Source organism: Microbulbifer aggregans, assembly GCF_020524005.1.
GTDB classification, from domain to species: domain Bacteria; phylum Pseudomonadota; class Gammaproteobacteria; order Pseudomonadales; family Cellvibrionaceae; genus Microbulbifer; species Microbulbifer aggregans_A.
Map to the genome: position 1 here is coordinate 220,326 of NZ_JAIVKK010000001.1, position 16,640 is coordinate 236,965.

15 protein-coding genes are annotated in these 16,640 nt (G+C 57.3%); 8 read left to right on the forward strand and 7 right to left on the reverse strand.

Annotated features, from left to right (window positions below; genetic code table 11):
- Nucleotides 1-2: 2 nt before the first annotated feature.
- Nucleotides 3-335 carry a DUF962 domain-containing protein gene (locus LC093_RS01015; protein ID WP_226661097.1) on the reverse strand — a complete coding sequence of 111 codons (333 nt, stop codon included), beginning with the start codon at nt 333-335 and terminating at the stop codon, nt 3-5.
- A 133-nt stretch (nt 336-468) separates the two neighbouring features.
- Here LC093_RS01015 and LC093_RS01020 point away from each other — a divergent pair, with 133 nt between their 5' ends.
- The 5 genes from LC093_RS01020 (at nt 469) to LC093_RS01040 (ending at nt 5,405) form a co-directional block, all read left to right on the forward strand.
- Nucleotides 469-1,692, forward strand: a complete 1,224-nt coding sequence (locus LC093_RS01020) for a CaiB/BaiF CoA transferase family protein (protein WP_226661098.1) — start codon at nt 469-471, stop codon at nt 1,690-1,692.
- Between the two features lie 39 nt (nt 1,693-1,731).
- Nucleotides 1,732-2,322, forward strand: coding sequence for an MliC family protein (locus tag LC093_RS01025; protein WP_226661101.1), 591 nt, complete (start codon nt 1,732-1,734; stop codon nt 2,320-2,322).
- Nucleotides 2,323-2,395: 73 nt separating this feature from the next.
- Complete coding sequence (locus LC093_RS01030; RefSeq protein WP_226661102.1) at nt 2,396-4,072, forward strand: carbon starvation protein A; 1,677 nt, start codon at nt 2,396-2,398, stop codon at nt 4,070-4,072.
- Entirely contained in the window at nt 4,072-4,365 is a 294-nt protein-coding gene (locus LC093_RS01035; RefSeq protein ID WP_226661105.1) for a cory-CC-star protein, read from the forward strand. The genes LC093_RS01030 and LC093_RS01035 overlap by 1 nt, the downstream gene beginning before the upstream one ends.
- An 11-nt stretch (nt 4,366-4,376) precedes the next feature.
- Entirely contained in the window at nt 4,377-5,405 is a 1,029-nt protein-coding gene (locus LC093_RS01040; protein WP_226661107.1) for an ArsA family ATPase, read from the forward strand.
- A 13-nt stretch (nt 5,406-5,418) separates the two neighbouring features.
- On the opposite strand, the gene LC093_RS01045 is transcribed toward LC093_RS01040, so the two are convergent.
- Both LC093_RS01045 and LC093_RS01050 read right to left on the reverse strand, forming a co-directional pair.
- Nucleotides 5,419-5,976 (reverse strand): DUF934 domain-containing protein, encoded by a 558-nt coding sequence (locus tag LC093_RS01045; protein WP_226661109.1) that lies wholly within the window; start codon nt 5,974-5,976, stop codon nt 5,419-5,421.
- A complete protein-coding gene (locus tag LC093_RS01050; protein ID WP_226661111.1) occupies nt 5,960-7,624 on the reverse strand; it encodes a nitrite/sulfite reductase in 1,665 nt (554 codons plus the stop codon). Before LC093_RS01050 ends, LC093_RS01045 begins: the two co-directional genes overlap by 17 nt.
- 293 nt (nt 7,625-7,917) lie before the next feature.
- Here LC093_RS01050 and LC093_RS20290 point away from each other — a divergent pair, with 293 nt between their 5' ends.
- A complete protein-coding gene (locus tag LC093_RS20290; RefSeq protein ID WP_264192820.1) occupies nt 7,918-8,049 on the forward strand; it encodes a hypothetical protein in 132 nt (43 codons plus the stop codon).
- Between the two features lie 103 nt (nt 8,050-8,152).
- Here the strand turns inward: LC093_RS20290 and LC093_RS01055 are convergent, their stop codons facing one another.
- A complete protein-coding gene (locus LC093_RS01055) occupies nt 8,153-8,362 on the reverse strand; it encodes a DUF2970 domain-containing protein (RefSeq protein WP_226661113.1) in 210 nt (69 codons plus the stop codon).
- A 104-nt stretch (nt 8,363-8,466) separates the two neighbouring features.
- Complete coding sequence (metH, locus tag LC093_RS01060) at nt 8,467-12,174, reverse strand: methionine synthase (RefSeq protein ID WP_226661116.1); 3,708 nt, start codon at nt 12,172-12,174, stop codon at nt 8,467-8,469.
- Between the two features lie 302 nt (nt 12,175-12,476).
- On the opposite strand from metH, the gene nfuA reads away from it, so the two are divergent.
- A complete protein-coding gene (gene nfuA, locus LC093_RS01065) occupies nt 12,477-13,079 on the forward strand; it encodes a Fe-S biogenesis protein NfuA (RefSeq protein ID WP_226661119.1) in 603 nt (200 codons plus the stop codon).
- A 117-nt stretch (nt 13,080-13,196) separates the two neighbouring features.
- On the opposite strand, the gene LC093_RS01070 is transcribed toward nfuA, so the two are convergent.
- Nucleotides 13,197-13,943, reverse strand: coding sequence for an SDR family NAD(P)-dependent oxidoreductase (locus LC093_RS01070; protein ID WP_226661121.1), 747 nt, complete (start codon nt 13,941-13,943; stop codon nt 13,197-13,199).
- 124 nt (nt 13,944-14,067) lie between these two features.
- On the opposite strand from LC093_RS01070, the gene LC093_RS01075 reads away from it, so the two are divergent.
- Nucleotides 14,068-14,994, forward strand: coding sequence for a LysR family transcriptional regulator (locus LC093_RS01075; RefSeq protein ID WP_226661123.1), 927 nt, complete (start codon nt 14,068-14,070; stop codon nt 14,992-14,994).
- Between the two features lie 18 nt (nt 14,995-15,012).
- Here LC093_RS01075 and LC093_RS01080 read toward each other — a convergent pair whose 3' ends face one another.
- Entirely contained in the window at nt 15,013-16,533 is a 1,521-nt protein-coding gene (locus LC093_RS01080) for a family 16 glycosylhydrolase (RefSeq protein WP_226661125.1), read from the reverse strand.
- Between the last annotated feature and the right edge of the window lie 107 nt (nt 16,534-16,640).

Sequence of the window (16,640 nt, forward strand, 5' to 3'; positions counted from 1 at the left end):
GATCAGCGTGCCACGTTGCCCAGCAGCATATCCTTGAACATTACAAAATCGCCCCACAGAGAGTAAAAGGGGTTTTTGAACGTGGCGGGGCGGTTGTGTTCAAAGAAGAAGTGTCCCGCCCAGGCAAAGCCATACCCGGCGACGGGGAGTGCCCAGAGTAATTCCCAGTTGCGGGAGACCAGGCTTGTAATCAGCAGAGCGATAACCAGTGAGGTGCCGACAAAATGCAGTCTTCGGCAGGTGAGGTTGCTGTGCTCGTGCAGATAATAGGGATAAAACTCCGCGAACGACTGGAATTTCGGTAACTGCTTTGATGCCGGGCTTTTGCTGTCCATCATCGCTATCCTGTATTGGTTATTGTGTTCAGGCCGCGTATAGAGTGTACGTTTGTTCTATGTTTAGACCAATAAGTCGGTATTCTGCTACTCTGCCGCGCAACAATTTTTCAGATAATTTCAGGCAGGATTCATGGCCGGTCCACTGACCCACCTCAAAGTACTCGATCTCAGTAGAATTCTCGCCGGCCCCTGGGCGGGGCAGGTGTTTGCGGACTTTGGTGCTGAAGTCATCAAAGTGGAGCGTCCGGAAAAGGGAGACGATACCCGGCACTGGGGGCCTCCCTACCTGAAGGACAAACACGGACAGGATACGCAGGAAGCGGCGTACTACCTCTGTGCCAACCGAGGCAAAAAATCCATTACGGTCGATATTACCCGCCCCGAGGGACAGCAGCTCATCCGCGAGCTGGCAGCCAAATGCGATGTGGTGCTGGAAAACTATAAAGTGGGCGGGCTGAAAAAGTATGGATTGGATTACCCGGCGCTCAGGCAGGTAAACCCGAAAATTATTTATTGCTCAATCACCGGCTTTGGTCAGAACGGTCCTTATGCGAACCGCGCCGGGTACGATGCGATGATTCAGGGGATGGGTGGCCTGATGAGCCTGACGGGTGTGCCGGAAGGCGAGCCCGGAGCCGGGCCACAGAAAGTAGGGGTGGCCGTCGCTGACCTGATGACAGGGATGTATGCAGTTTCCGCGATGCTGGCGGCGGTGATCCATCGTGATCGCACTGGCGAAGGCCAGCATATTGATCTCGCTCTGCTGGATACGCAGGTGGCGTGGCTGGCAAATCAGGCCCAGAATTACCTTACTTCCGGTAATGTGCCGCAGCGCCAGGGCACTGCGCACCCGAACATTGTGCCTTATCAGGCTGTCCCGGCCGCCGATGGCTACTTTATGCTGGCAGTGGGGAACGATACCCAGTTTCAGAAATTTTGCGCGATTGCCGGGCTGGCCGAAATTGCAGCTGACCCGGCATACGCTACCAATAACGCTCGGGTTCAGGCCCGGCAACAACTGGTGCCGCTGATCGAACAGGCTACCCGCCGGCAGCCAGCGGCCTGGTGGCTGGAGCAGCTCAGCAATGCCCATGTGCCCTGCGGCCCCATTAATGACCTGGCCCAGGTGTTTGCGGATCCGCAAGTTGAAGCGCGAGGTATGGTCGTCGAGCAGCCCCATCCCAGTGCCGGACATGTGCGTACGGTGCGCAATCCAGCCTGTTTTTCCGAGACACCGCTGGAATACACTCAGGCACCACCGGTTTTGGGGGAGCACACCGATTCTGTACTGGAGGGCTTGCTGGGTAAGTCCGCAGAAGAGGTCAATACACTCAAGGTGGAAGGCGTAGTGTAGCTTTCACCATCTGAACCGCTGCAACGATGAGGTCTCTCCATGAACCGACAACTGAAGATTCTGTTGACGGGATGTGTGTTCATTGGTGCTGGGGAAAGTGCCATCGGGAGTGAGACTGCGCCGGCCTTTGACTGTACTCGCGCAGGCAGCTCCATCGAACAGCTTATATGCCAGGACGACAAGCTCGCTGCACTGGATCGGCAATTGGCTGACGTGTACAGAGCGGCGCAATCGTCTCCCAAAGGTCAGCAGGACAAACTGCTGAAAGCGAGCCAGGTAGGCTGGATCAAAGGGCGCAACGACTGCTGGAAATCTGATGACAAGAGCGCTTGCGTAATTGACAGTTACCGGCGGCGCATAGCGGAGCTGCAGGCGCGCTATGAACTGGTGGCCAGCAGGGGGCCGGCAATTTACCGCTGTGGCGAAGGCGATGTGTTGGCGGTGTTTTACGAGACGGAACCGCCGGCCGCCCTGGTGCGTTTCAATGGCGAAGAATCCCTGATGTACCTTGAGCCCAGTGGCAGCGGTGCCCGCTATCAGGGGCGCAATGAAAGCCTGTGGGAGCACCAGGGTGAAGCCGTTATCGTTTGGGGCTACGACGCGCCACAAATGCGCTGTAAATTGGAGTAGTTACGCTGTAATTCGGGCAATTGCGCGAATTTAAACTAGTATCAATAAAAAACTCTCGACACGGATCGTTGATATGAGTGCGATACTGCTGATGTTGCTCGGCCTGGGGGGCATGGCGGCCGGCTACTTTTTCTATTCCCGCTATATTGCCGAGCGCATTTTCCGCTTCGACCCCGACTTCATTACCCCCGCCCATGAATTTGAAGATGGCATCGATTATGTGCCCACCAACAAATTCGTCCTCTGGGGCCATCACTTTACCTCCGTTGCCGGAGCAGCGCCGATTGTAGGCCCTGCGATTGCCGTAATCTGGGGTTGGCTGCCTGCATTTCTGTGGGTGGTTCTGGGAACGATATTTTTCGCCGGCGTACACGACAGCGGTGCCATCTGGGCCAGCGTGCGCAACCGGGCGCTATCGGTCGGTTCGCTTACCGGTTACGTGGTTGGCAAGCGCGCGCGCAGTATCTTCATGATCGTGATCTTTCTCGTACTGCTGATGGTCAACGCGGTATTTGGTGTGGTCATTGCTCGCCTGCTGATCAACAACCCGGGGTCCGTTGTGCCTATCTGGGGCGCGATTGCTGTGGCGCTGGTCATAGGCCAGATGATTTACCGGTTTAAATTCAATCTTCCCCTGGTATCCCTGTTGGGCGTTATTGCCCTGTACTGGCTGATTTATATTGGTCCTGCGGTTCCGGTCGCGTTACCCGAATCGGTTGCCGGCCTGCCTGCAAACGCAGCCTGGATCCTGATTCTGTTCGCCTATGCGGCGATTGCTTCTCTGCTGCCGGTCTGGGTGCTGTTGCAGCCCCGGGACTACATCAATGGTTTGCAGTTGTTCGTTGGTCTTATTCTGCTGTACGGCGCAGTGCTGATTGGCAGCCCGAAAATTGTGGCGCCGATGATCAATCATCAGGTCCCCGAGGGCGCGCCGCCACTGATTCCCCTGCTGTTTGTCACCATTGCCTGCGGCGCAATTTCGGGTTTCCACGGACTGGTTGCTTCCGGTACAACCTCCAAGCAGCTGAACCGGGAAACCGATGCGCGGTTCGTTGGTTACTTTGGCGCTACAGGTGAAGGGCTGCTGGCGCTGGCGGCGATCATTGCGGCGACAGCCGGGTTTGCCTCGCTCGCTGATTGGCAGGCCGTCTACAGCGGATTCGGCAATGGCGGGGTTCAGGCCTTTGTGGATGGGGGCGCGGTCATCCTGAGCGACGGTATCGGCATCAATGCCGCAGTTGCCGGCACCATGCTGACGGTCATGGCCGCCCTGTTTGCCGGTACCACGATGGATACCGGTCTGCGCCTGCAGCGATATATCTTTCAGGAGTTTGGTGAAATCTATGGTATCCGCTGGCTGGGGCGGCCATTGCCGGCGACGCTGATGGCCGTTGGTTGTTGTGTATTGCTGGCATTTGGTGCCGGCGGCCCTGATGGCTCCGGAGGGTTGTTGATCTGGCCTTTGTTTGGCACCACGAACCAGTTGCTAGCGGGGCTGACACTACTGATTGTGACCGTGATGCTGGTTCGCCTGAAGCGCCCGATATGGGTCACACTCTTACCCTTGGTTTTCCTGTTGTTGATGACCCTGGCGGCGCTGTTGATTCAGCTCAACAGTTTTTACCAGAAGCAGGACTGGTTCCTGCTGGGACTCGATATCGTGGTACTGGTAGCGGCAATTCTCGTTACTCTGGAATGTGTTTCTGCGCTCCGTAAATCCGAGCGCGAGAGTGCTACGGAGGATGTGTGATGGAACCGCCGGAAAAACCCACACTGCCGCGCAACCTGAAACTGGTTTTCCAGCGCATAGGGCGGCAGCTGGAACTCTACTACCAGGGTCCCTATCGCCGTGCGATTGGCCGCAGTGTGCGGGATGAAGAAGATTTTTTCATGCTGCTGGTATTCGGAGAAAGCCTGGGGATTCCCAACCCCGCGAGCTTTTACACGCTGGAATTGCAGCCCCTGATGCTGGAGCGGTTTCACGAGTGGCATAAGCGTATGGGAATGGAACGCTCGCCTCTCGACGACTTTCCCTGTTGCTAAGTGCCCAGTCGATGCAGTCTTTAAATATCGAAGCGCTGATCCAGCGGCCGCTACTGATGGTGGGCGGCAAGGGCGGTGTGGGGAAAACAACCGTCAGTGCGGCACTGGCGCTGGCGGCGGCGCGCAGCGGCCGGCGCACGTTGCTGGTATCGACGGACCCCGCACACAACCTCAGCGATATTTTCCAAACCAGGATCGGCAACCGGATTACGCCGGTCGCTGATGGCCTGTGGGCTCTCGAGGTGGACCCGGAACGCGAGCTCGACCAATACCTGGAATCGGTGCGCAGGCAGATGCTGGCCTATGCCGCGGTTAACCAGCGTCCCGCCCTGGAGCGCCAGCTCAAGCTGGTACGCCAGTCACCCGGTGCGGAAGAGGCGGCGCTACTCGAACGGATTACCAGGATCATCGTCGATGAGCAAGGCTATGACCTCGTCGTTTTCGATACCGCGCCGACAGGCCATACGCTGCGGCTACTGCACCTGCCAAAGACAATGGCGGCCTGGAGTCGCGGGCTTCTGGCGCGACGGGAAAAGGGCGGTCGCCTGCGGAGCCTGTTTGCGCACCTGAACCGGCACGCGAAAGAGAATCCGTTCAACACAGACGGTGGGGAAGATGCCAGTGCGCGAGAACAAAAGTTGCTTGCGCCGCTGAAAGAGCGGGAAGCGCGTTTTCGTACCGCAGCGGAAGTATTACTGGATGAGACGCGCAGCGGATTTCTGTTTGTGATGACCGCGGAATCGCTGCCGCTACAGGAAACAGAGCGGGCAGTGAAGGCGCTGCAAAGCCAGAAGGTGCCGGTGGCCGGTTTGGTGGTCAACCGGCTGTTGCCGGAAATGGCTGCCGATATCACATTCCTGCGCGGTGCTTACCGTCAGCAAGCACACTGTCTTGAAAAAATCGCAGAGCAGTTTTCGCATCTTCCACAACGGCATTTGCCATTGATGGGAGAGGGCATGGAAGGTATTGAGGGGCTGGAGAAAATAGTAGGGGAGTTGCGCGCATCCCCACCGGCGGCGGAGCCACCGGTGGGGCGCTAAGCGCGGCGCCGTATTACAGCAGCGCGCGGCGACGGAAAATTGGCAACGGCTGGTCGGCCGCTGCCTGATAGCTGTCACTAAAGTCCTGCAGGCTTTCGAGCAACCCCTCGAGGGGTTGATCGCCCTGAAAGGCGAAGGCATTGAAGCCGCAACGGTTGAGGTAGGTCAGCTGGTCGCGCATAAAATTACCCACGGCACGCAGCTCGCCGGTAAATCCGTAGCGCTGGCGCAACAGGCGGCCGGCGGTAAAGGCGCGGCCGTCGGTGAAGGCTGGGAAGTGCGCCGCGATCAGCGGCAGTTCCTCTGCAGCGTCGCCGATCAGGTCGGCGGTTTCGTCGCTGTCCAGCCAAACGCCAATCTCTTCTTTGCGGCTCTGCAGCTGGTCGCGCAGTTCAAGCCATACGCTCAGGGGTAAAATCACTTTCCCCGGCGCCAGGGTCTCCGCGGTGATTTCCTCTTCACCGCCGAGGGGAAGCAGGTTCCAGGTATTGTCCGCAATTGCGCGGTCAATGATCACGCGCTCGGGGTTTTCGGGCAGTGCACCTACGGGCTTTTTAGCTGGCTTTGGCATACACACGCTCCTTGAATGGTACTAGCCCGATACGGTTATAGGTGTCGATAAACAGTTCATCCGGCTGGCGGTTCTCAACGAACACATCGAGAATCTTGCCGATGGTTGCCGGCATTTCTTCGCGGGAGAAACTTGGCCCCAGCACCTTGCCAAGGCTGGCGTTCTGGTTGGAGCTGCCGCCCAGCTGAACCTGATAAAACTCCTCGCCCTTCTTATCCACGCCGAGAATGCCGATATGGCCGATGTGGTGGTGGCCACAGGCATTCATGCAGCCGGAGATGTTGAGGTCGAGGTCGCCCAGGTCGTAGAGGTAATCCAGATCGTCGAACTTGCGCTGGATCGCTTCAGCCACCGGGATGGATTTGGCATTGGCCAGTGAGCAGTAGTCACCACCCGGGCAGCAGATCATATCGGTCAGGGTGCCGATATTGGGGGTCGCAAAGCCAGACTTGCGCGCTTCCTGCCAGAGGTCGAACAGCTTTTCCTGCTCCACATCCGCCAGTACCACATTCTGCTCATGGGTAACCCGTACTTCACCGAAGCTGTACTTGTCTGCCAGATCGGCAATTGCTTCCAGCTGGCGGTCGGTGACATCGCCCGGCGGGATACCGGTAGGCTTGGTACTCAGGGTAACGGCCTGGTAACCGGCTACACGATGCGGGAATGTGTTGCGTTCGAGCCAGCGGGCAAAGGCTTTTTCAGCCCCGGCGTGGTCGCGCAGGACCGCTTCGGTGTGGCTCGCATTAAAGGTTTTGTACTCCGGCTCCGGGAAGAAGCGCTTGGCCCAGGTAATGGCTTCTGACGTGAGCTGGTCGGCACCGTCCTTGATCTGTTCCCATTCCGCTTCCACGCGGCGGGCGAACTCTTCCGCGCCCAGGGCTTTTACCAGAATCTTGATGCGCGCCTTGAACTTGTTGTCGCGGCGGCCCAGCTGGTTGTATACGCGAACGATAGCTTCCAGGTAGGAGAGCAGGTGGGTCTCCGGCAGGAAATCGCGGATGGCGACACCGATAATCGGGGTGCGGCCGAGACCACCCCCGACAAAGATCTGGAAGCCAACTTCACCCTGGTCGTTTTTCACGATCTGCACGCCGATATCGTGCGCGCGAATGGCAGCGCGATCGGTTTCGGTACCGCAAACAGCAATCTTGAACTTGCGCGGCAGGAACGCGAATTCGGGGTGGAAGGTGGACCACTGGCGGATCAGTTCGCAGTAGGGGCGGGGATCGACAAGCTCGTCCCCGGCGACACCGGCAAACTGGTCAGTGGTGGTGTTGCGGATACAGTTGCCGCTGGTCTGAACGGCGTGCATTTCCACTTCGGCCAGTTCGGCCAGAATATCCGGAACGTCTTCGAGGTTCGGCCAGTTCAGCTGCACGTTCTGACGTGTGGTGAAATGCGCATAACCCTTGTCGTACTTGCGGGTGATCTCGGCAAGGCGTCGGACTTGGGTACTGTTCATCAGGCCGTAGGGCACGGCGATTCGCAACATCGGTGCCAACCGCTGCACATACAGGCCATTCTGTAATCGCAGAGGCAAAAATTCTTCTTCGCTCAGCTCACCGGCGAGATAGCGCTCGGTCTGGCCGCGAAACTGGGCCACCCGTTCCCGGATCAGCTTGTGGTCCTGTTCGTCGTATCGATACATAAGAGCTTGATTCCATTGCTTTTTCGCGCTGCTCTCACAACGCCCAGAGGGATTTCTGGAGCCTGCCAGTACCCTAAGTTGGCGCATAACATACCAGTCGCCTTATACGAAAAATAACAATTTTTTTCGCTATCTTAGTAACTAGTGGTTATAAGCGCGTGTGGTGCGGTCGTGCCGGTTAAATAGTGGGCTGTTGCGCCCCCGGCAGGGATTTGCTCTACTTGAAAAGCCGCCTTCGGGCAGCACTGCTACCTTAATAACAATAATGAGTTTTCCAGTAACGGAGTATTGCGATGAGCGATCGAGTTGCAGATGAAGTAGTAGTTGTATCAGACGATAGCGATAACACGGTAGATGCCCTTGCGGCAGTGGCGCTGGTGGCTATCTTCGTAGCGACCTGTGTATTCTGGGTAGCCTCCCAGTAATCCCGGGCTTTCCTCCAAGCTATCCAGTAGTCAGTAAGGCACCCGGGGCCAGGGCTTCGGGTGCGTTGCTGTGTCCGCCAGGCCGATCTGCAAGCCGACGGGGTCAGCCCATATTGCTCAATACGGTTTTAACCACAAACACCAGTATCAGCACGAATACCGTAGTAAAGATCACTCCAGCGGCCACGTAGGACTTGATGCTGCCGCCCTTGAAATCCCGCTGCCGGTTTTTATCAGACTGTACGCCGATGGCGGCGGCCAGGGTACTGAGTACTACCTGGCCGAAGGACGGTTTGGGGTCTTTATCTTCCATGATCTTTCCTCATTGCACCGCAACTGTTTGGGCCTGCTTGTAGGAGCCTGCTAGCAGGCGAAAACCGACATTGGTTCGCCTGCAAGCACGGTAGGTCGGGACAATCAATCCTCTAGATTCGGGCGCAGCCAGCGCTCCAGCTCTTGCTCGGTCATGCCTTTGCGCTCCGCCAGGCTTTGCAGCTGGTCGCGGCCGATCTTGCCCACGTTGAAGTACTTGGCTTCCGGGTGGGCAAAGTACCAGCCACTGACCGCGGCGGCGGGCATCATGGCGAAGCTTTCGGTCAGTTTGATCCCGGTATTCTGTTCCGCATTCAGCAGTTTGAACAGGGTCCCTTTTTCCGTGTGGTCTGGGCAGGCGGGGTAACCGGGAGCAGGGCGGATACCGGAATAGGCTTCCTTGATCAGCTCGTCGTTGCTCAGAGTCTCTTCCGGCTGATAGCCCCAGTACTGTTTGCGGACTTCCCGGTGCAGGTATTCTGCAAAAGACTCCGCCAGGCGGTCGGCCAGTGCTTTTACCATGATCGAGTTGTAGTCATCGTGCTTGGCTTCGTATTCAGCGGCCAGTTTGTCGGCGCCGATTCCGGTGGTTACCGCAAAGCCGCCCACATAATCCGCGATGCCGGAACCAACCGGTGCGACGAAGTCCGCGAGTGAGCGGCAGAATCCGTCGCCACCGCGCTTCTGAACCTGCTGGCGCATCTGGTGCAGGCGGGCGACTTCTTCGGTACGGCTTTCATCGCTGTAGACCACCACATCGTCACCGTCGGAGTTTGCCGGCCACAGGCCAAACACGGCGCTGGCCTTGAGGCGCTTGTTGTCGATCAGGTCCGCCAGCATCTGCTGGGCATTTTTGAACAGGTCGGTAGCGGCTTCGCCGACGACTTCATCGTTGAGAATCGCCGGGTATTTCCCGGCAAGATCCCAGGAAATGAAGAAGGGGGTCCAGTCGATGGTGTCGACCAGCTTTTCCAGCGGGAAGTCATCGAGCACGGTCAGCCCGGGATTGTTCGGTGCCTTCGGCTTGAATGCACTCCAGTCAAACTGAGGCCCGGCTTTGAGCGCATCCTCGTAGCTGAGACGGGTGTCATTGCGTTTACGGTTGGCGGTGCGCTCGCGCACTTTTACGTATTCTTCCTGAACACCTTTAATGAAGCCCGGGCGATGTTCGTCGGACAGCAGGTTGCTGGCCACACCCACGGCGCGGGACGCGTCGGCTACGTAAACCACCTGGTTGCGCTTGTACTGAGGGTCGATCTTTACTGCAGTGTGCGCCTTGGATGTTGTGGCACCGCCAATCAGCAGCGGCAAGTCAAAGCCCTGGCGCTCCATCTCCGCGGCCACATGGACCATTTCGTCCAGCGACGGTGTGATCAGTCCGGACAGACCGATGATGTCGCAGTTCTTTTCCTTGGCGGTTTGCAGAATGGTTTCTGCTGCGACCATTACGCCGAGGTCGATCACCTCGAAGTTGTTGCATGCCAGCACCACGCCGACAATGTTCTTGCCGATATCGTGTACATCACCTTTAACTGTGGCCATCAGGATGCGGCCGTTGGGTTTGCTGTCTTCGGTTTTCTCCGCCTCGATATAAGGCTGCAGGTAGGCAACCGCCTGTTTCATTACCCGTGCGGATTTCACCACCTGGGGCAGGAACATTTTGCCTTCGCCAAACAGGTCGCCGACGACGTTCATGCCATCCATCAGCGGGCCTTCGATTACGTCGAGGGGGCGGGTGGATTCAGCGCGGGCCTCTTCGGTGTCGGCCTCAATATAATTGTTGATGCCTTTTACCAGGGCGTGTTCAAGGCGTTTCTTCACCGGCCATTCGCGCCAGGCCAGGTCTTCCTTGCGCTCGGCCGTTGCGCCGTCGCCGCGGTATTTCTCCGCGATGTCCAGCAGTGCTTCGGTGGCGTTGTCGTCGCGGTTAAGGATCACATCCTCGACCTTGTCCCGCAGTTCGTCGGGCAAGTCGCTGTACACCTCGAGCATACCGGCGTTGACGATACCCATATTCATTCCCGCCTTGATGGCGTGGTACAGGAATACGGAGTGGATTGCCTCGCGCACCGGGTTGTTGCCGCGGAAGGAGAAGGATACGTTGGATACACCACCGGACACATTCGCGCCCGGCAGATTCTGGCGGATCCAGCGGGTGGCTTCGATAAAGTCCACCGCGTAATTGTTGTGCTCCTCGATCCCGGTGGCGACCGCGAAAATATTCGGGTCGAACACGATATCGGTGGGGTTGAAGCCTACCTTGTCCACGAGGATGTCGTAGCTGCGTTTGCAGATGTCGATCTTGCGTTCGTAGGTGTCCGCCTGACCGGTTTCGTCAAACGCCATCACTACCACCGCCGCGCCGTAGCGCAAGCAGAGGCGTGCCTTCTCGACAAACTCTTCCTCGCCTTCCTTGAGGCTGATGGAGTTGACGATGGCTTTGCCCTGGATGCACTGCAGGCCCGCTTCGATCACCTCCCACTTGGAGGAGTCCACCATAAACGGCACCTTGGCGATGTCCGGCTCAGTGGCGCAGAGGTTGAGGAAGCGACGCATGGCAGCGACGGAATCTAGCATGGCCTCGTCCATGTTGAAGTCGATGACCTGGGCCCCGTCTTCAACCTGGGCGGCAGCGATCTGCAGGGCGGTATCGTAGTCTTCGTCCAGGATCAGGCGCTTGAAGCGCGCAGAACCGGTCACGTTACAGCGCTCGCCCACGTTAACGAACAGGGAGTTTTCGTCGGCGACATAAGGTTCGAGGCCGGAGAGGCGCAGTGCGGGTTTGATTTTCGGCAGTTTGCGCGGGGCAATATTGGCCACGGCGTTGGCAATCGCGCGGATATGATCCGGGGTGGTACCACAGCAGCCGCCGAGAATATTGAGGAAACCGCTCTGGGCGAATTCAGCCACGATCGCTGCAGTTTCTTCCGGCGTCTCGTCGTATTCGCCGAACTCATTCGGCAGGCCTGCATTGGGGTGTGCGGACACGAATTCCGCGCAGACACCGGAGAGGGCCTCAACGTACGGGCGCAGCTCGGTGGCGCCAAGGGCGCAGTTGAGGCCAACGGACAGTGGCCTGGCGTGGGCAACGGAGTAGTAGAAGGCTTCGGTGGTCTGACCGGAGAGGGTGCGGCCAGAGGCATCAGTGATGGTGCCGGAGATCATGATCGGCAGCTCGAAGCCGCGCTGTTCGAACACTTCCTGCACGGCGTAAATGGCCGCCTTGGCATTCAGGGTGTCGAAGATGGTTTCGATCAGGATGATGTCGGAGCCACCGTCGATCAGCGCATGGGTGGATTCGATGTAGTTTTCCACCAGCTGCTCGAAGGTCACATTGCGGGCACCGGGGTCGTTTACGTCCGGTGAAATACTCGCGGTGCGAGATGTCGGGCCCAGTACGCCAGCCACGTAGCGCGGTTTGTCCGGTGTAGATATCGCATCCGCCGCACGGCGGGCTACCTGTGCCGCCACCAGGTTCAGCTCCGGCACCAGGTCTTCCATGTCGTAGTCGGACTGGGACAGGCGGGTGGCGTTGAAGGTGTTGGTCTCGATGATGTCTGCGCCGGCTTCGAGATACTCGCGGTGCAGGCGCTCGATCAGGTCTGGCTGGGTGAGAACCAGCAGGTCGTTATTGCCCTTGATGTCGGAAGGGTAGTCTGCGAAACGCTCGCCCCGATAATCCGCTTCTTGCAGTTTTTCTTGCTGGATCATCGTTCCCATGCCGCCATCGAGAATCAGGATGCGCTCGCCAAGGGCGGCATACAGCTGTTTCAGGCGCTGGTCACGGGACTGCTGGGACCGGGATTCCGACATGGTCATATTTCCTTAAACCGGAGGGATCAAAAGGGCGGCAATCTTAGCACAAATCAGGTCTGGGACCGGCTAAAGCCATACCCCCGAGTCACACGAGACAGACGATCTGCGTATATGGTCTAAACCAATGGTTCTAGAAACGCGGGATGAATAGTCACACAGCCTTCGGAAAGGGGATGCAGGCGGGAGGATTCGTCTGGTATTGGCAGGGAATTGCGGCTTGCGTAGGGACCGCCGGTTTAATTTACCGGCAACTCAGCGTAAAATACCCGACTAAGTAACTCGGTTATTTGAGAAGATCTATGTCAGACCAACCGTCAGAATTGAATGTCACGATCACAGAGTCTGCCCAGGAGTACCTGCGCGACCTGCTGTCCAAGCAGGACTGTGAAGGCATCGCTATCCGCATGTTTGTATCCAACCCGGGTACCCCCAACGCGGAAACCTGTATTGCCTACTGCCGCCCCGGTGAAGAAAAAGAGGGCGACCTGGAAATGCAGCTGGATGGCCTCAAAGCCTACTTCGAAGGCCGCAGCGTGCCGTATCTTGACGAAGCACGCGTGGACTACTCTTCGGACAAGATGGGCGGCCAGCTCACCATCCGCGCGCCGAACTCCCGTATGCCCAAGGTCACCGACGACAGCCCCATCGAAGACCGCATCAACTATGTGCTTTACAGCGATGTAAACCCCGGCCTCGCCGCCCACGGTGGCCAGGTCAGCCTGGTGGAAGTCACCGAAGACATGTATGCGGTGCTCAAGTTCGGCGGTGGCTGCCAGGGCTGCGGCATGGTGGACATGACCCTGAAAGAGGGCGTCGAGAAAACCCTGAAAGAAAAAGTGCCTGAACTGGCTGGGGTGAAAGACATCACCGACCACACCGACAAGTCTCAGGCGTATTATTGAGTTCCGAAAATCGGGCTTGGTAATCATAAAAAAACCGCGGTATTGCCGCGGTTTTTTTATGGTTTCGGAAATTTCAGTCCGAATGGTTAGGCTCAGACTGTGCCAGTCGCGCAGTTGTCACAGGGCATGGCCGCCATCGATATCCAGATAGGCATCGCGCATACCCGCACTGGCGTCGCTAAGCAGGTAAGCGATAGCCTCGCCCATTTCTTCAGGCGCCAGTACCCGTCCGAGGGGAGTGCCCTTCATTGCATCCATCAGTCCCGCGATCTGTTCCTCGTTCATGCCGGCCTTGCGCTGAATCTCGGTGGCGGTCACGCCCGGCCGTATCGAGTTGATCCGGATTCCCTTTGTCGCCAGTTCCAGGTTTAGTACCCGCGCCGCGGCTTCAAAGGCGGCTTTACTTGCGCTATACACCGCCGCGCCTTCGAACGCCTTGCGGACCACAAGCGATGATACAAACACCACGCTCGCGGGATGTTTGAGACAGGGCAGCAGCGTATTCAGGGTAAACAGCGGCCCTTTGAAATTTACCGCCATAGTCTGGTCAACATTGGCCTCGGTAAGGTCGGAAAAGGGCTGTGGCAGGAAGATCCCGGCATTCAGCACCAGTCCATCAAAGGTAATGCCATCTGAGTGCAGTGCCTTCGCCATTGTGGTTATCTGGGAAAGATCACCAAAGTCACACATCTGGGGAATGACATCGCCATCGCCCAGTAGCGCAATCTCGGTGGCCGCACTATGCAGACGCTGGGTATCGCGACCCGTGATTGTCAGCCGGTGGCCAGACGCGGCGAGTTTTTTTGCCGTTGCCAGCCCGATGCCGGCGGTTGCGCCAGTGATTAAATAATGTTTCTGATTCATAGTTAGCTCTTCGCTTGTGATTGACGGTAATCACTCTACGCAAGACAATCCGCGCGGATTAGCCTCGTTCAGGGAAACGGAGTGTTTCCAATCTGGAGCAAACGGAATTACGGAGTGCCAAAGAATGGATGAATCACTGCACCTGCAACTGCCCAACCTCTATGTTTTCCAGCAGGTGGCCAAGCGCGGTAGTTTTCAGGCAGCCGCGGATCACCTGAAACTGTCCCGTTCGGCAGTCAGTAAGAAAGTGGCGCAACTGGAAGAGCATCTCAGCCAGCGCCTATTGCAGCGATCTACGCGTAAACTTCGATTGACCGAGTCCGGAGAATCTCTGCTACAGGCCACTTCGACCCTGGAACAGTTGATGCTTGATGCAGAGCAATTGCGGCAGGATTCACAGCAGCAACCGCTCGGGTCAGTAAAAATCAGCTCTTCCACATTGATCGCGCAACAGTTTTTACTGCCAGTGCTGCCGGATCTGCAGGCGGAGTATCCGCGAGTTATGGTGGAGCTCAATGTCGATGATCGCCAGGTGGATCTCATCGATACCGGTGTTGATATTGCCGTGCGGGTAGGGCACCTACCGGATTCTTCTTTGGTAGCGCGTCAGATTGGCATAAAAACCTGGGGTTATTTTGCCAGTCCAGAGTATCTGCGAGTGCATGGTGAGCCCTCCGAACCTTCGCATTTGCGGGGCCACCGCTGCATTGTGTTTCGCAACCCTCAGATGAATGCAAACCATTGGCAATTTGCCGTTCCCACTGCACAGGTCGAAGCGATTGATTCGGTGCAGATAGATCCTGCAATGACAACGGATAATGGCGGTACACTGGTGGAATTGGCAAAACTGGGGCTCGGGATAATCCGCGTCGACCCATTGTTGATCGGGCCTGAACTCGCGCGCGGTGAATTAGTACCAGTGCTTGAATCCTGGCCACATCCGGATAGCGCCCCCATCCACCTGGTGTGCCTTGGGCGGAAAGCCCGTAGCCGTGCCGTAGATACGGTCTGGCAGTTTTTGGGAGCGCGTTTGTCGGCGACACTGCGTTAAGGTGCCGCCAAAAAAGTTTTACTGGTAAACCCGCACATAATCCACGTACATGCGCTGGGGGAAAGTACTGCTGCTATCCGGGCTGCCCGGCCAGCTACCGCCCACGGCCACATTCAGCAGAATGAAGAACGGGTGATCAAACGCCCACGAACCGTACTGTTCTACTTGTGCGCGCGATGCGTTATAGAAATTATTACCATCTACATACCAGCTGATCCCGGCACTGTTCCATTCTACGGCGTATACGTGGTAGCCGGCATCGACGCTCTGCCCCGCGTTATAGGTCCCCATGATCGGTGTGTTGCCTGAGTAGCCGGGTCCATGCAAGGCGCCATGGGTGAGTGTCGGTTCAAATCCGACGTGTTCCATGATGTCGATTTCACCGGAGTTGGGCCAGGGTGTGCCCGTGCGAATGTTGCCCCCCAGCATCCAGAATGCAGGCCATATGCCCTGGGTCTGTGGTAACTTCAGTCGCGCTTCAATTCTTCCATACTGAAACTCTTTTTTGCCGGCACTGATCATGCGCGTGGAGGTGTACTGGCAGGCGCCGTACCAGCAGTCGTAGCCGCCTTCTTTGCGCGCTTCTATAACCAACACATTACTGCCCGCCTGGCCATCGTATTGGATATAGGCATTGTTGCCGGCCGTGTAGTACTGCAACTCGCTATTGCCCCAGCCGCCACCGCCGGTTTCGAAAGTCCAGTTGGCGGTATTGATGGTATCGAACTCGTCGTCCCACACCGGATTATCGTTGGTCGCCGCGCTTACACGTATTGAGCTGATATTGTCATTGAAGCCTTCGTTGTTGAGGCAGCTGTCGTTCGCGGTGACTGTTACCGAATTGCCGGTAAAGTTATCGTTTTGGTAGAGCGTGGCCTGATAGCCGGACGCTACCTGGATGGAAGAGGCATCATCATTGATAAATCCACGTGCCTGCAGGCTGGCCAGGTTATAGCTGCCGACTTCGAGGCCCGTTGACCAACCGCCAAAGTTGCAATGCTGATACACAGTGGCAACGCCCCCGCTTGAATTGACGGGTATGACTTCGATCCAGTTCAGGTTCCAGTCGCCGGTAGTGGCGTAAACGCCCAGGCTGTACGTCCCCGCATCGATATGAACTTGATGGGAGATGGTCTGCCAGTTTTGCCAGCCACCGGTGTTCGGCACGCTCAGGCTGCCAAGTATAATTGCGCCTCCGTTCAGGTCGTTCGAGAGTGTGCCGCCGGTGCTACTCGCAACGCGGAACCGCACCATGTATTGCCCACTGGCAGGTATGACCAGGTTGTTGTACGCAAGCCATTCGCCGGCGACTACCCAGCCCACGTTGTGGCCACCTCCGCTGTCACTCGTCGCTTCAATATCGACGTCATCCGCACGATAAGCACCGCCGGTATTCCCGGGGGTCGTATCGTAAAAAGCGTCGTAATCCTCTGCCTGAAATACGGTGGCCTGGGCGGAGCCATACAGGGCAATTGCACAAAGACCGGAAACAAGCGAGCAGATCCATTGGTGTTGTCGTAGCCAATTTCTATGTTTCATGCTGAATTCTCTTTTTATTTATTGTCAGGGCGAGCCCCGTGTTGCTGCGTGTTACGTGCAACCGGGTTGGTGAAATATCCAGAGAAAATAGAGAGACGGCGTCCCAG

Excerpts from the sequence above, each read along its gene's own strand:
- LC093_RS01015 (WP_226661097.1), bottom strand. The coding sequence starts at position 335 with ATGGACAGCAAAAGCCCGGCATCAAAGCAGTTACCGAAATTCCAGTCG.
- LC093_RS01020 (WP_226661098.1), top strand. The coding sequence starts at position 469 with ATGGCCGGTCCACTGACCCACCTCAAAGTACTCGATCTCAGTAGAATT.
- LC093_RS01025 (WP_226661101.1), top strand. The coding sequence starts at position 1,732 with ATGAACCGACAACTGAAGATTCTGTTGACGGGATGTGTGTTCATTGGT.
- LC093_RS01030 (WP_226661102.1), top strand. The coding sequence starts at position 2,396 with ATGAGTGCGATACTGCTGATGTTGCTCGGCCTGGGGGGCATGGCGGCC.
- LC093_RS01035 (WP_226661105.1), top strand. The coding sequence starts at position 4,072 with ATGGAACCGCCGGAAAAACCCACACTGCCGCGCAACCTGAAACTGGTT.
- LC093_RS01040 (WP_226661107.1), top strand. The coding sequence starts at position 4,377 with ATGCAGTCTTTAAATATCGAAGCGCTGATCCAGCGGCCGCTACTGATG.
- LC093_RS01045 (WP_226661109.1), bottom strand. The coding sequence starts at position 5,976 with ATGCCAAAGCCAGCTAAAAAGCCCGTAGGTGCACTGCCCGAAAACCCC.
- LC093_RS01050 (WP_226661111.1), bottom strand. The coding sequence starts at position 7,624 with ATGTATCGATACGACGAACAGGACCACAAGCTGATCCGGGAACGGGTG.
- LC093_RS20290 (WP_264192820.1), top strand. The coding sequence starts at position 7,918 with ATGAGCGATCGAGTTGCAGATGAAGTAGTAGTTGTATCAGACGATAGC.
- LC093_RS01055 (WP_226661113.1), bottom strand. The coding sequence starts at position 8,362 with ATGGAAGATAAAGACCCCAAACCGTCCTTCGGCCAGGTAGTACTCAGT.
- metH (WP_226661116.1), bottom strand. The coding sequence starts at position 12,174 with ATGTCGGAATCCCGGTCCCAGCAGTCCCGTGACCAGCGCCTGAAACAG.
- nfuA (WP_226661119.1), top strand. The coding sequence starts at position 12,477 with ATGTCAGACCAACCGTCAGAATTGAATGTCACGATCACAGAGTCTGCC.
- LC093_RS01070 (WP_226661121.1), bottom strand. The coding sequence starts at position 13,943 with ATGAATCAGAAACATTATTTAATCACTGGCGCAACCGCCGGCATCGGG.
- LC093_RS01075 (WP_226661123.1), top strand. The coding sequence starts at position 14,068 with ATGGATGAATCACTGCACCTGCAACTGCCCAACCTCTATGTTTTCCAG.
- LC093_RS01080 (WP_226661125.1), bottom strand. The coding sequence starts at position 16,533 with ATGAAACATAGAAATTGGCTACGACAACACCAATGGATCTGCTCGCTT.